The organism is Bacillus sp. TH17, assembly GCF_016651125.1.
Classification (GTDB): domain Bacteria; phylum Bacillota; class Bacilli; order Bacillales; family Bacillaceae_G; genus Bacillus_A; species Bacillus_A mycoides.
Genome location: NZ_JAEKEN010000001.1, coordinates 3,911,864 through 3,925,508 on the forward strand (window position 1 = coordinate 3,911,864; position 13,645 = coordinate 3,925,508).

Here is a 13,645-nt window from a genome sequence, read left to right on the forward strand (position 1 = left end):
CATTTACATAATTAAAATTTTAAAATAAAAGAGAGAGCCGTTAAGCCCTCTCGCATATCCCGTTTACCATTGCCCCCTCGCTCTTGATTTTTGTCGTTCCATTCTAGCCATCTCTTGACTGATTTCTTTCGCCAACTTCGGTAAGTCTTGGTCGTCACGTACATTCATTTCTGCGACATTGACGTTTACAGTCATCATAGTATTTCCGACCTGTCCTCCACCTTTATTCGGCGCTACTGCGCCCATTGTCGAAGGTCGATTCGCAGTACGAATGAAGTTGAATAGATTCGCCTGTTGCGCTTGCGTAAGTACCATCTCGTTCTTCAGTAACCTCGCATCTACTTCATCGAACTTCGCACCCTTTCCGACTAGTCCACGAGGATTTCCGCCATTGTGATACTTCGGACGTGTAGACCTATTCGAAGGCGATGCACCAACCGTTCCGCCTGAATGGAAGTACTTTAACGGATTAAGATCGCCGAGCCATTCCAGCGAGATTCGCTTCGTTGCTGTTTTCACGATTTTGCCCATTAATGTCTCATGCTTCGAATCGGCGCTCGACGTATCAGCATCTATCGGCTTTGTCTTTTTCTTCTCCGCATGTGCATCGAGTACTTTGATAACGGCATCCGCCATCTTGCCATCACCGAGAATCTTCTTGACTTTCTCCGCTAGGGCTTTGCGGTCAGTATCCGCAATTGCCGAGTCAGCTTGTGACTTGTCCGCCTTGACTTTCTTCGTCTTCTCTGCCGTTGCTTGCTTATCTAGAAGGTCGATAAGTAACTTCGCTGCTGTCGTGTTACCGAAGATTTTCTTAATCTTTTCGGCGGTTGCTTTCATGTCGATATCTTTAATGCCTTTCTCAGCATCCTTCTTATCAACGCCCATTTTCTTATCCTTTTTATTCTCGATATCTTTCTCGGTTTTCTTGATACCGTCTTGCGCTTGCTTATCGTCCACTCCCATCTTTTTGTCTTTCTGCTTTTCGATTTCACCTTCGACTTCTTTGTTCTTCGACTTAGCTTCGTCAGTTTCGAGATTCACCTTCTTATCGACAGGCTCTTTCGTCTTCTCGTTCAACTTCCCAGCCTTTTCGAGTTGCTTATCGTACTCTTCGGTATTCTTCGCATGCTTCTCTCGCAACTCTCCGATAGAGTTCTTCGTCTCTTCTAACACGCCCTTATTCTTTACCGCATTATCGTACTCTTCCTGTTGTTTCTCGGTAATCTTCTGCTGATTGGCTTGCTTCTTCTCGTAAGATGCAATCGTTTTGTTATGACCTTCGAGAGCCTTATCGATTGCTTCGACTTCCTTTCCGACTTCATACGAGATTTTCGTTGCTTGCATCGCTTCAGCTACACGAGTACGTACGATGTTTTCCGCTTCTTTTCGTTTGTCTACAATCGATTGAATCTCGGTACGGTGTTGGGAGATTGCGAGTTCATTCGCATCTATCTTTTCCTTCTTCTTGCCCAAGATCGCTTCTTCATGAGACAACTCCTTCTTGAGCATGTGCGCTTTACCTTTTTGTCCTTTATCAACCGCTTCGTTGTACTTTGCTTCTAGTTCATTTACTTTCTTCTGTTGCGTTTCTACGTCTTTAACGAGATTCTTACGATTGGCGATTTTCTCGTTTCCTTCCTTGACATTTTGCGCGTAGTCCTTCAGGTCTTTTGCTTGGTTCTTGTACGACTGATTTAACTGCTGGTCTAATTCGAGTTTCTGTTTCTCTTTAAGAGCAGAAACCAACTCTTTCGCTGCGTCCGCACTTAATGCGATGGCTTCGCCGTTTTTGCTGTATGCTTGCGCCGTGGCAGGTGCTTTCGCAATCATTTCGTCGTTGACGCCTAAGAACTTTTTCAATTCCTCATGCGATACACCTGACGCTTTAGCGAGTCTATCCATTTCATCAACTAGCGCTTTTTTCTTTTCAGGATTCTCGACTCTCTCTACCTCTTTCATTACGTCACGATAGCGAAGTAACTCGTCATTACTTAGGTTGATTTTTTTCTGCATCGTCTCGAATTGATTTGCTAAGTCATCGACTGTACGTGCTTGCTCACCGATTTCCCTATATGTATCCATGCTGACCGCCTTGTACTGTTCCGCTTCGCTCTTACCGTGCATCATTGCAGATGTAAGTACACCGACAGCTAACGAAACACCCGCAATCCATGCCGTAGCTGGGTTCGTTACGATAGCCATAGCTAGTGTTTTCATTGCATTAACTACTTTCACGATTCCGACGGCAAGTAACGCAGTACCAGCGGTAACCGCACCAGCAGTCAATCCGAATCCGACTAATTGGGGGTCTAGTTTCCCTAAGATGCCGACCATACTTGTCGCACCATTGGCGAAGCTAGTGAACGCAGGAAGTAACGATTCACCAATTGCGATTGCTACGCCCTCCATTGCCGATTTAGTTTGCGTCCATGCACCGTTGAGTGTTTCTTGCTGGATTTTCGCTACTCGTTCGGCTGTTCCGCCCGACAGTTCTAGTTCGTTCTTGTATTTCTGTAACGAGCCCTGTCCTTGACTGATTAATGCAAGGAAACCTGCGGATGCTTCCGTTCCTACTAACTGGGCAGCGGTTACGGTTTTCTGCGCATCTGTCATGCCTTCCATCTTTCCGCTGATGTGTCCGATTAGTTCAGGTAATGGCTTGAATTGTCCGTTCGCATCTGTAACGGAAATACCTAATTTCTCGAAGGCTTTCGATGTTTGTCCTGTAGGATTTGCTAACGATAGTAACATCGCACGTAACGACGTACCTGCTTGCGAACCCTGAATACCTGCATCGGACATTTTTGCGATTGCTGTTGCCGTATCTTCCATTCCCCAGCCTAACGCACTCGCTACTGGTGCAACGTACTTCATACCCATTCCCAACATGTCTAAATCGGTATTTGCAGTCGTCATCGTTTTCGCTAAAATATCGACAGCTTTGTCGGTATCCTTCGCAGATAATCCGAACCCTGTCATGATATTCGATGCGATATCGGCACTCTTACCTAAGTCCATACCACCGACCGCCGCTAAGTTTAAAACGGCTGGTAATGCGTCTATACTGTCCTGCGCCTTGAATCCCGCCATAGATAGGAAGGAAAGCCCTTCCGCTGCCTGTGATGCACTGAACTGCGTCGACGCCCCTAAGTCCTTCGCCGTCTTCGTTAACTGTGCAAACTCAGTATCTGTCGCACCCGATATCGCCTTAACCTTCGCCATTGATTGTTCGAAGTTCATAGCCGACTGAACAGATGCGCCAATAGCGCCGACCATCGCTAAACCTGCGACAGCTGACGCTTTACCTAGTGATGACATACTTTTCGATGTACTTTGAGAACCTCTATCGAGTCCTTGCATATCCGCACGTGACTGCTGTACACCTGCACGGAATTGAGCGTTATCTAGGACGAGTCTTGCCCTGACTTCACCTGCACTTGCTGACATTATTCAATTCCCCCTCGTTGTTTGAATACAACAAAAAGGCGACAGGATTAACTCCCCTCGCTTCTGTTGTTCACATATATTAATAGTTCCCATTAATTGAATAGATTCGATGTCTTTCTCTTACCCTTTATTCTTTTCATTCCTTTCTCTAATTAAATAATATATATCTTGTTGTGATATGTCTCTCAATTAGTTCTTCTCGGCTGTGTATGTTCCGTCCTCTTCAAACTTAACGGTAATATCTTGACCATGCCTTTCATGTAGACCACACATTACTCTTTGAATATTTTTGTAATTAATTTGCTTACCTTTTTTAACTTCAATTTCAATAATTGTTTTCATAATTGAATCCTCCTAATATGGTTTAATAGATGAGAAGGAAGGTTTTACCTTCCCTATCATTGTTCCGAACCTACTTTCTTTAATTGAGACTGTAACGTATGTTTAACCGTTACATATGTAACCTTATCGTTAATATGCCCACTACTTGATGCAACACGGCTTGCGCTTGTCATGTCTCCTTGTGTTAATTCCACACCATTTCGTAACTTATTAAGAATATCTGCTCTCATTTCATTTAGATTCATTGAGTTCATATTATTCATCTCCTTTTAGTAATCTAGTTGGTACACGTCTCTGTACTCGTGCTAGTTCTAACTCTTTGTCAGAAGGATATATAATATCGCGCCCATCTGTTATCCTGCCTAGGGAGTAATAGCCCTTCTCCCCTCTAATTCTACGCGTTAAGTCACTAGCCCACTTGTGGTCTTCTTCATATTTATCTGCGAACTTCTCATACTCTATTAGGAATTCATAAAACTCTTTCAATGCGTTTCTTTACCGTTCAATAATCGGCGCTAATTGTGTCGCACGAACTTCAGCTCTATATTGCCACCAACTATCCGCTAACTCATCGATAGTCATGTTATCCCTTAGATTTACTGACGAATATTCCTCTGCTTTTTTTAATTCGTCTTCGGCGATCTTTAGTATCTTATTCGCCTTTTCAATGGATACTAACGCTTTCTTTTTATCAGCAACTACATCATCACCTGCAAACTCTTTTAATAAGATAGCTTCGTAATTCTCGGTCGCTTTTTTCACGGATTCTTTGGCTTCTGCTACAGCCTTTTTGTATTTCGCGTCAAACTCATTCTCCTTAGTGTTCTTCGATAGCCATCTAGTTTTCCCATTCCAATCCATTCGTTCCATTTTACTTAACATCTCCTTTAATTAATTTAGTCAATTTATTAAGTGTTTCTGCTACTTTGCTTAATACTTTAATGAAGAATTTCTCTGCTTTAGATACTTCCCTCTTTGGTATTTCTTGAGAAGGTACTAATGTATAAATACTACATAACGCGTGAATAACTTTCGGATGTTCCATTGTGCGGAATGTTTCGCTAACTTCCGATTCGTGTTTGAAGAATTGCGAGATATCTGTTTCATTGATGCACATTTTGAATATTTCTTCGGTGCAGGTAAGTAGGTCAAACGCTGGATTATGTACCTCGCAGTTCTTATGTATGTACTCTCGGAATTGTGTTGGTAAATGACGCACTTCATCGACTGGTACTACGAAATCTGCGATATGCTTGCCGTAATCATAAACGAAGGACACTAGAAACTTCTTACCATGCAATTCATGGATGTTCGTCACTAATATCGGTCGATTTACGTTAGTTGACTTCGTCATTTTGATCGCTCCCTTTCGTATTAAATTCGTACGATTCTCGAATACCCTCTTTTGCGCTATGCAGTGTAAGCGAATAGACTAAGCTATCGATTAATCTCACGTTATCAACTCCGACAAGTTGGTTAATTTTAGCGATGCTTGCTCTACTCGGTTTATACACACCCAATTCCCACCTTGAGACTTGAGCTTGAGTAACACTGAGCCTCTCAGCAAACTCACGCTGACTGATATCCAATATCATACGAATTAATTTGATTTGTTCTCCATGCATTAAATCATCCATCCTTTCTCTCGCATAAGTTATATATTATTAATGTATGAATCATACATTTTCATCTAAAAAAATAGAGATAGCGATTAGTCGCTACCTCAACAGTTAAATAAGGGTTGCGCCAGCGAGCGCAAAGTGTATACCTCTTCATTACATATCGGCGTCTGCTGACGTTTTATTTGCATACTTAACGCAAAGTTCTTTGATTTATTTACTAAAAATGAAAGAGGGCTACCTAAAACCCTCTCACATTTTATTATCGTAAACATCTCAGAACTAGAGTTCTTACTTAATTTCGATTTCTCCCGACACAGAGTACATACTCACGCCGACTTTTCCGTAAATTGGCGATATAATTCTTTAATCTCGCCTTCTAGCGGATTATTTAACACACCCCTATCACACACATATGGGCTTATCACGTACCCACGACCTTTAACGCCAGTCTTCGCACCACTTACCGATATCATTGCCCCGTCATTAATGAGTGATGATAATAGATTGCGTGTTGAGTTATATGCGATACCTAGAATCTTCGCTATATCACGAGAACTTAAAATCCCTACATGTGACGGCTCGAATTCCTGCGGATTTGTACATAATACATATGTATCCTTGTGCGCATATGGCATTAGTTTGAATATAGCGCCTGCTTGACGGTCCGACAGTTTCGACAGGAGTTGTTTCGCTTCTTCTTTATAGACTTTCGTGAAGTTGTCGAACGTTCCGTCAGTGCTTCCGCATCTTATTAAATCCTCATTAATATAGTAGAGCGTCGGGCGTTGCGAATTGTCTCGAATGACTGCGCCGATCTTTTCTAATTCTTCCAACGCCTTGAGTGTCGATTTCTTCCCACGTCCCATTAGTTTCTGCATAGCATTCGTTGTTAGTGGTCGAATACCATACCTACCTCGCCCCGTGTCGCGCATTAGTAAGCCACCGCTATTCATTTGCAGGTATAACGATAGTTTGAAAAACACGCCTAGCTGATTGAGTGTAACGTGATTGTATCGCTCGCCTTCGCTACCATTTACCATTACAAAACGGCGTGTATCTTCTTTGCGTTGCAACTTGCTTCGAATCGCATCTAGTTCGGCGGATTTGCGTATTCGTGTACCTTCCGCAATGGCTACGATTTGTTTTAAGACATCGTCGCCTTCCTTTGAGTTCGTAGTAATAGCACCCGTATGTATTTGTTCGCTGATTTCCGCTAATATATCGTTATTCATTCTATCTCTCTCCTTCTTTAGTTGATGTAAACTTGTCACTTATTTGACACCTTCCCGCTTTTATTTGTCACTTATTTGACACCTTCAAAAAGTGCCCTCAGCCCTAGAGCCATGCACAATGTAAACGGATTTCGGTGTAAAAGTACTCTGTTATCTGTGTGGATAACGAGTCAACCCTTTTGGCGCATCAAGTACAATGCCCCAGTCCTTCTAAACGGCGGACTTTGATTTTATAGAATGCGTTTAACTTCCTAAAGATCGATACGCATCAATAGTTATTGTGAGAGCCTGCGAACACTCGAAGCGAAGCGCAGATACTCTTTAATGGAAGAAAGAGAGACGGCGGGGGAAACCGTCACTAATGTTAGTTATGCGTGATTGCCTTACACTCATATAGGGGCGTCGATTTCCCAAAATAGGTTAATATCTCGGTAACTTATGCGCTAACTAAAAGCGAAATATGTAGCGATACAAAAACGATTACTCTCGCCTTATAAGACAATAAGTCCGCTAGATTGCGATAAAAGGTTAATCACGATGGTCAACTTGTCCCTACGTATCTATAAACGCAATCAGATAATAGATTTCGGTTAGGACTGTAGGGAATAACGCCCCGAGTTAAAAATGGTGTGCGCTATTTGTAGGGGCTTGCTTCAGGGGGTCGATGGGGTGGCTTGGGGGGGGCGATTTCGGCGGAATGGGATGACGTCGTAGTGAATGGCTCATTCATTTCGATGAATAAGGAATGCAACAGAAGGACTTTTTGTTACTTTCGAAAGTTCTTTGAAAACGTTGATTTAAAAGCTTTCTTCGAAGTTTCTTCGCACATTCATTTCGATAAAACTTTTATGCATTAAAAGAAACGTTGATTTAATAACGTTTTAAATGCGCAACGAGAATCGAAAAGAGTGAATGAAAGGATGAATAAAAGAAAGCGATCACTTTCGAATAACTCTTCGAAGACTTCTGAACTCTTTTCGAGAACAGATTAATAGAATCTTTTTCGATAACTCTTTCGAACACACTTAGCGCAAACACTAACGCACAGTACTTCATGATGTACGATGCAGTATAGCGATACCTGATAGTACGATATGGTGTGCGTGTTATTGGCGTGGTGTATTATGGAATAGGTCGTCATTTAGTAACGTCTAGAGCACCGCAAACGAGCCGTTAATTACTTAGAATACTTACAATACATACGCAGATAGAAACGCCTATATGAGCCTGTGTGGCACGCTCTGTGTCCGTGTGGTATGACGGGCTATATGCGTCAGAGTATTGCGATTAGGTATTGGTGGTTTGGTAGTATGATGCAGGCTATTGGTCGAATAATGTGCAGACTTGTGAAAATATAAAACATATAGCGGGGTCTTTTATATACATCACGTGCCGTGGGTTCAATGTATGAAATCATATAAAAACGTACATTCATTTCATTGATAGCATTGACGCAGATAGAATTCGGTGATATTCTGTAAATATATTTTAAAAAAACGTACATTCAAATCCGCATAAATACTGGGTTTATAGTAGGAGGATTTTATATATGAATCAATTGAAAGACGTACAACCAATCCGCGATAAACAACAACTAGAAGATATGAAGTGGGCGCTCCGTCGTCACTGTTCCGAGAGAGATTACATATTATTCCTTATCGGTATTAACACTGGACTACGTGTCGGCGACTTATTGAAGCTGAAGACTTCCGATGTCCTTCGTAAGAAATCGATACAGGTACTCGAAGGTAAGACGCAGAAGCCCCGTAAGATTAACCTCACGAATATTTATGATGAAGTACAAGCGTACGCAAAGGCAAATGATAGCGAATGGCTATTCCCTTCACGAAAAGGAGATAAAGCAATATCAACTACGCAAGCTTATCGCAGTATAACGAAGGCATCTGAATTCGCTGAAGTAGATTCCGTTGGTACTCATACGATGCGAAAAACGTTTGGCTACTGGTTCTATAAAAGCACGAAGGATGTTGCTAAACTACAAACGATATTGAACCATTCACATCCGCAAATTACATTAACTTACATCGGAATCACCGAAGAGGAAATCGAGAACGACCTAAATACATTCGTACTATAAGCGATAAGGTATCAGCTAGGCTGGTGCTTTTTCTTTTTTGCGCAGAAGTTTGATAGTTCCAGCGATCTATATTAATAGTGGAAATCTATAAAAACGTCACCCCCTGAGTTTCGGAATCCCTTCGCTCTAGACCTTTCCAGCAGATATATAAACGACATTCAATCGTTAACCTACCGTAATCCCCTCGCATATCTCCATGAAGTCTTATATACGTAAACTTTCGTAAACCTATTTACGTTCATTTACATGCGTGTGACGCTTAGAACCGCAAGGGATTCGGTTACTTTACGTTAAATAAGCGCATTGTTTACATTCTGATTCATTACGCTACATTTGACTACACTTATACGATTCATATTGCGGCTAAATCAATGGATAATCCTTCATTTCACTACAGATAAATTCATTTCAATTCATTCGGATACAAATAATCAATTTCACTTGGAAAAATCAAGCATATGCAGTTATTATAATACTAAGAAAAAATGTATAATAATCTTAAATGAGGAAAGCCAGTGAACTATTAAACTTATAATTAAAGGAGGTGAAATGAATTGAAGCAGTTCTTAACTTTTATTTTCACTATACTACCTGCGTTTGCTGGAGTTCTAGGCTTCATTAATCCTTCATGGAGCATTACTGCAAAGTTGCTCTTAACATTCATATTCTCCACTGTTTATTTACTGGGAATAATAATATATTTGCACATAAAACTAACTAAAGTTCAAAAAAGTTCAACTTCTGTAAATACTGAACTCACCCAACTAAAAAACGAAAAAAGGGATTCCGATGAATCAATTGATAAGTATAATAATTTTGTACATAAAAGAAAGTTATTTATACATCATGACTTACCCGAGTTAGGTGTATTAATCACTGAATTTGATGCGTATGTAAAAAATACATACAGAGGGCAGCAACATCAAGAAGTAAGAACTATTGCAACACAAGTAAAAAGCAAAACAAACGAGATAATAAATAAGGAAAAGAGGGATTTTGATGAACAGTTATATAACATTCAAGGTGATTAAGATTATTGATGAATATAGCCTTGTAATAAATAGTGGGCTAAAAGATGGTATTTCAATAGGAGATAGTATTGAAATATTTTTGGAAGGAGATGAAATAGTTGACCCATTTAATGAAGGTAAGGTGCTCGGGACACTTGACTTCATAAAAGATACACTAGAGGTAACTGAAGTGTATTCAGAATTTGCAGTTTGCAAAAAAATAATAACTAACGAAGTACATATCCCTTCCCCTCTTCAGAAGGCACTTTCTCATAGTATGTCTGGACTTAGTGGAATTACAGGAACTACAGAAACAAGGATAACAGTAAAAAAAATTAAAATAGATGAAAGTGAGATTACAGGGAGAAGAAAAGGCGATAGAGTTATACGGATTGGTGATATAGCCCGAATCGCTCTTAGTAATTAAGTATTGATATAACACTATTAATTAAGATTAATACCGAGGGCGTTGTGTACAGCGCTCTCTCTTTTTAATAGACACACTATACCTCTACTCTACCACTTGCAAACCAATGTTTTTCCACTTCTATATTAAAACTTTAACAATTACTCACGCCCTTTTGCATATAAAATCGGCGATCATATCCGAAACAGGCAACGCCACGATTACGCATGATATCACTTGATAGCAAATAAGTTCTTACACGACTATTAAATATCGATAAGAAGACGAAGACAGACGTTAAAACTGCGTATATTAACGAAGAATCAACGCTGCAAGCTAACATAGGCAAGGCATTATATCATGCGTTATATTATCAGCTAGTGTACAGTCGATTAATGTACGATATCCCAACGATTAACATACGTATTTGCATCGCTTATCATATAAAAATTATACATATACGAAGTCATAAAAAAGACGCTAATGTGGTTAGTCCTAGCGCCATTTAATACGATGTACCTTTTTATAATGCGACTGGTGGTGAGGTCGGGTGTCGTTCGATGTTCGCCGAGGTGGTTAGCCCATTCGCCGTTTCACCGAAAATATTACACGAGTTTACATCAATATTAACATTCGATTTATACAGTATGGAATTTAAATAAACAGAGGTACGATACAGATGCGGAAAAGGTCGAAAATAGTAAATGGACTAATCACCCTAGCACCCTTTTATCAGTTATTTAGTATTCTTTTAAGAGGAATGTGTTTTCGCTACTTATGTTTTTAATCAATTTAAGGAAAAAGCATACGAATCAATTGCCTCATGTCAACTATATTGTATAATGAGGTTATAAAGAAAAAGAGGTGAAAACATGAATTTGTGGATAGTCTTAGGTGCTGTAATAGCAACCTTGAGTCAATTATCATCACTAAGTGAAAACAGTGTAGAATACATACTACAAGGTTAAAGAGAAAAGAGTCGCTCCCACCAAGAAGACGACTCAAAGTAACCACAGGGAGAGAGAAGCCTCTCCTATACCTAAGATTATAACACATTCATACTAATTATGAAAAAATTCATCTGGACAAATGTCCCTGTTGCTTTATTTTTAATTTTTGTTTTAACAACCCTTGATTATAACAATCTAGATACGGGGAGTTATACCTACATTATTTTTACTGGAATAGCTTTATTTTTAATGTTGGTTAATATAATTACCCTGTATATAAAGGAGAAGAATAATGTTTAATTTTGAAACAAAAGAACAACTAACAAAATTCATACAAGATGAAATTTTGAATTCCTCGGAAGCTTTGGATATTCTCGGGTGTTCGAGACAGTATTTAAACAAGTTGATAAAAGAGGAAAAGCTAATACCGATTAAAGAGACAACACGCGATAGATTATTCTATAAACAAGATATTTTAGTAAGGAAGGAAAAAATGAGAAAATAAAAAGCAGTTTGTGCATATCGCCTAATTATTAGTAATGTATAGAAAGAATGGCGAGATACATTACTAAACAATATAACAAAAAACGAAGTGGGCGCAAATTAATGCGTACCGCTTCGTTTAGAAGTGTTAGAAAATTATTATACAATTTCGCATACCTCAAAGCATAGTAGTCCATGATTACTTTAGGCTTGTTCCTAGTAGTTTCAAAATAAAGATTTAGTTTTTTGTATAGAAAATAACTTTTGGAATCTATAACCAAGTTGGGTTATAATACGAATATACGAAAAAAGCCTGTCGTATTGGTAGTACGGCAGACTTTGCAAGGTGGTGAATACATATGGATGCAATCACCGTTACTGCGGTTTGTTCTTTACTCATGGTCGTTATGGGAATGATTAACATGAGCAAAGGAAAGAAATAATATTTTATCGAAAGTCTTTCAGTGTTGGTAGCACTTGAGAGACTTTTTCTTTATATAGTATTCCACGCAAAACTAAAATTATTACACATTTACACATTTACACAACTTCTATTACTATTATAACTCTGCGATAGCGCACATTTCAACATTAAACTTAACATTATCATTAGCAATTCGCTTTGTCTTCTGCCGATTTTAGATTACGAACCGTTATATCTTTCCTCCGTTGTATTTATTAAATCGATTACTCTCGAGTATCTCTTTCTCTTCTTCTCAGTATATTTTCGGTTAAACACGCCAAACCTACCGATAACGCGAATACAACACCGAAAGCTGATACGTATAGATTACCGAATGCCTTCGTTGCACACATAAATAAAAATGCGAATATAATTAAATACCTCTCTTTACGCTTCCTCATAGCATAATTCCTCCGTCTTTTCCGAACCTTTATACGTCCTCTTTTTCCTTCCTCTTCCGCATAAGCTCTCCAATCCTAGCAGTAATAACCGATGCGAGTACAGCCATTGCAAATACTACTGACATTCCACCTATAATGGCATTTCCGATTATCTTTGTAACAACCAACAATACAAATGCAACTATTAACAGGTTCGCCCTTATATTTTTCTCTTTCTTTCTATCCTTCACGCCCTATCTTCCTTTCTAATATTTCTTTTTCGGATTCTCTGCTTAAATCCTCTCACCGTACTTCTAGCGGAATCAAATGATCGCCCCGTCTTCTTCGATAATACTCTAGAGATTTCGGCTTCTGTAACCCTATTGTAATTCTCTGCCGTATGTATCATAGTATCTAGTACAATGAAATCTATTTTCTTCTTGCATATGTTTTCATATAGCTTTTCGTAAGTATCTCGGTTAGTCATTATATTGCAGATTGCTTTCTCTTCCGCAGTTTCTGCACAACCCTCTAGTGTTTCAAGTACGTTTATATCACTTATAAGTTTTAATACCGTTCTTCCTTTTCCTCTTTCTCCGCAATATTTACGTAAAGCTTGATAAATAAAACACTTAACCCTCTTATCGAAATCGCCCTTATTTATATCAAACGTTCTAATCGCATACCTTATTCTCCGAAAACAATCATCAATAAAATGTACCTCGTTATTTATCTTATACCAGTTATCTTTAGCTAAGCGTTCAATCAACGGTATGTAATGCGCTTCAATTTTTTCTACATACTTATTATCGCATATTCCAGTGTAATAATCTTCCACTTCTTCTTTAGCTAGTATCGCTATTCTATTTAATGTTTCGTTTATGTCCTCGTCTTTATTTGCGTATCGTCTTATAGTAAGTCTGCTTTCCATACGTAAGTCTTCCACCTCTTATAGCACCTGCATCCTCCGATATTCAACCCACTTCCGCTAGTGGCATTCAATATCGAATTTATGCTATTGACGATTGGCGGACGACGTCTAGCCGAGGTGAGCGAAGCTAGGTTGAGTTGGGCGCAGTTTTCACCCCTATTCACATCGATAAAAAACAACAAAGCGTTTAAACTTTTTCATAATTTCGTAGTATCTATGCAAATAAGGGGTAAGGCGTTTTACTAGCGTCGGATCGCTTGTAGTGTATCGTAGTAACG

Annotated in this window: 14 protein-coding genes; 4 read left to right on the forward strand and 10 right to left on the reverse strand. The window is 39.3% G+C overall.

Translation table 11 applies throughout. From position 1 onward, the window contains the following. Positions 1 to 63 precede the first annotated feature (63 nt). From JFT95_RS20005 to JFT95_RS20035, 7 genes are all read right to left on the reverse strand, one after another. Positions 64 to 3,450 (reverse strand): phage tail tape measure protein, encoded by a 3,387-nt coding sequence (locus tag JFT95_RS20005; protein ID WP_201053045.1) that lies wholly within the window; start codon positions 3,448 to 3,450, stop codon positions 64 to 66. A gap of 189 nt (positions 3,451 to 3,639) precedes the next feature. Next, on the reverse strand, positions 3,640 to 3,792 hold the full coding sequence (locus tag JFT95_RS20010; RefSeq protein ID WP_201053047.1) for a hypothetical protein: 153 nt from the start codon (positions 3,790 to 3,792) through the stop codon (positions 3,640 to 3,642). A gap of 56 nt (positions 3,793 to 3,848) precedes the next feature. Continuing rightward, positions 3,849 to 4,046 carry a hypothetical protein gene (locus tag JFT95_RS20015; protein ID WP_242487614.1) on the reverse strand — a complete coding sequence of 66 codons (198 nt, stop codon included), beginning with the start codon at positions 4,044 to 4,046 and terminating at the stop codon, positions 3,849 to 3,851. A 241-nt stretch (positions 4,047 to 4,287) separates the two neighbouring features. Beyond that, positions 4,288 to 4,662, reverse strand: a complete 375-nt coding sequence (locus JFT95_RS29650; protein WP_242487615.1) for a hypothetical protein — start codon at positions 4,660 to 4,662, stop codon at positions 4,288 to 4,290. 1 nt (position 4,663) lies between these two features. Further along, positions 4,664 to 5,146 carry a hypothetical protein gene (locus tag JFT95_RS20025; protein ID WP_201053049.1) on the reverse strand — a complete coding sequence of 161 codons (483 nt, stop codon included), beginning with the start codon at positions 5,144 to 5,146 and terminating at the stop codon, positions 4,664 to 4,666. Further along, complete coding sequence (locus JFT95_RS20030) at positions 5,130 to 5,429, reverse strand: helix-turn-helix domain-containing protein (RefSeq protein WP_201053051.1); 300 nt, start codon at positions 5,427 to 5,429, stop codon at positions 5,130 to 5,132. The genes JFT95_RS20025 and JFT95_RS20030 overlap by 17 nt, the downstream gene beginning before the upstream one ends. Positions 5,430 to 5,740: 311 nt before the next feature. Beyond that, positions 5,741 to 6,646 carry a hypothetical protein gene (locus tag JFT95_RS20035; protein WP_201053053.1) on the reverse strand — a complete coding sequence of 302 codons (906 nt, stop codon included), beginning with the start codon at positions 6,644 to 6,646 and terminating at the stop codon, positions 5,741 to 5,743. A 1,549-nt stretch (positions 6,647 to 8,195) separates the two neighbouring features. Here JFT95_RS20035 and JFT95_RS20040 point away from each other — a divergent pair. The 4 genes from JFT95_RS20040 to JFT95_RS20055 all read left to right on the forward strand — a co-directional run bounded on the left by JFT95_RS20040 (position 8,196) and on the right by JFT95_RS20055 (position 11,615). Further along, positions 8,196 to 8,744: a tyrosine-type recombinase/integrase gene (locus JFT95_RS20040; RefSeq protein ID WP_098344621.1), complete on the forward strand. Its 549-nt coding sequence runs from the start codon at positions 8,196 to 8,198 to the stop codon at positions 8,742 to 8,744. A 554-nt stretch (positions 8,745 to 9,298) separates the two neighbouring features. Then, positions 9,299 to 9,775 (forward strand): hypothetical protein, encoded by a 477-nt coding sequence (locus tag JFT95_RS20045; RefSeq protein WP_021728097.1) that lies wholly within the window; start codon positions 9,299 to 9,301, stop codon positions 9,773 to 9,775. Next, entirely contained in the window at positions 9,744 to 10,181 is a 438-nt protein-coding gene (locus JFT95_RS20050; RefSeq protein ID WP_021728096.1) for a hypothetical protein, read from the forward strand. Before JFT95_RS20045 ends, JFT95_RS20050 begins: the two co-directional genes overlap by 32 nt. A gap of 1,221 nt (positions 10,182 to 11,402) precedes the next feature. Continuing rightward, entirely contained in the window at positions 11,403 to 11,615 is a 213-nt protein-coding gene (locus tag JFT95_RS20055) for a DNA-binding protein (RefSeq protein ID WP_098116619.1), read from the forward strand. Between the two features lie 665 nt (positions 11,616 to 12,280). Here the strand turns inward: JFT95_RS20055 and JFT95_RS20060 are convergent. Genes JFT95_RS20060 through JFT95_RS20070 form a run of 3 tightly spaced genes read right to left on the reverse strand, consistent with a single transcriptional unit; the run spans position 12,281 to position 13,367 of the window. After that, entirely contained in the window at positions 12,281 to 12,457 is a 177-nt protein-coding gene (locus JFT95_RS20060) for a hypothetical protein (RefSeq protein ID WP_201053054.1), read from the reverse strand. Between the two features lie 29 nt (positions 12,458 to 12,486). Beyond that, positions 12,487 to 12,687, reverse strand: a complete 201-nt coding sequence (locus tag JFT95_RS20065; RefSeq protein WP_201053056.1) for a hypothetical protein — start codon at positions 12,685 to 12,687, stop codon at positions 12,487 to 12,489. Continuing rightward, a complete protein-coding gene (locus JFT95_RS20070; RefSeq protein ID WP_201053058.1) occupies positions 12,684 to 13,367 on the reverse strand; it encodes a hypothetical protein in 684 nt (227 codons plus the stop codon). Before JFT95_RS20070 ends, JFT95_RS20065 begins: the two co-directional genes overlap by 4 nt. Positions 13,368 to 13,645: the final 278 nt, after the last annotated feature.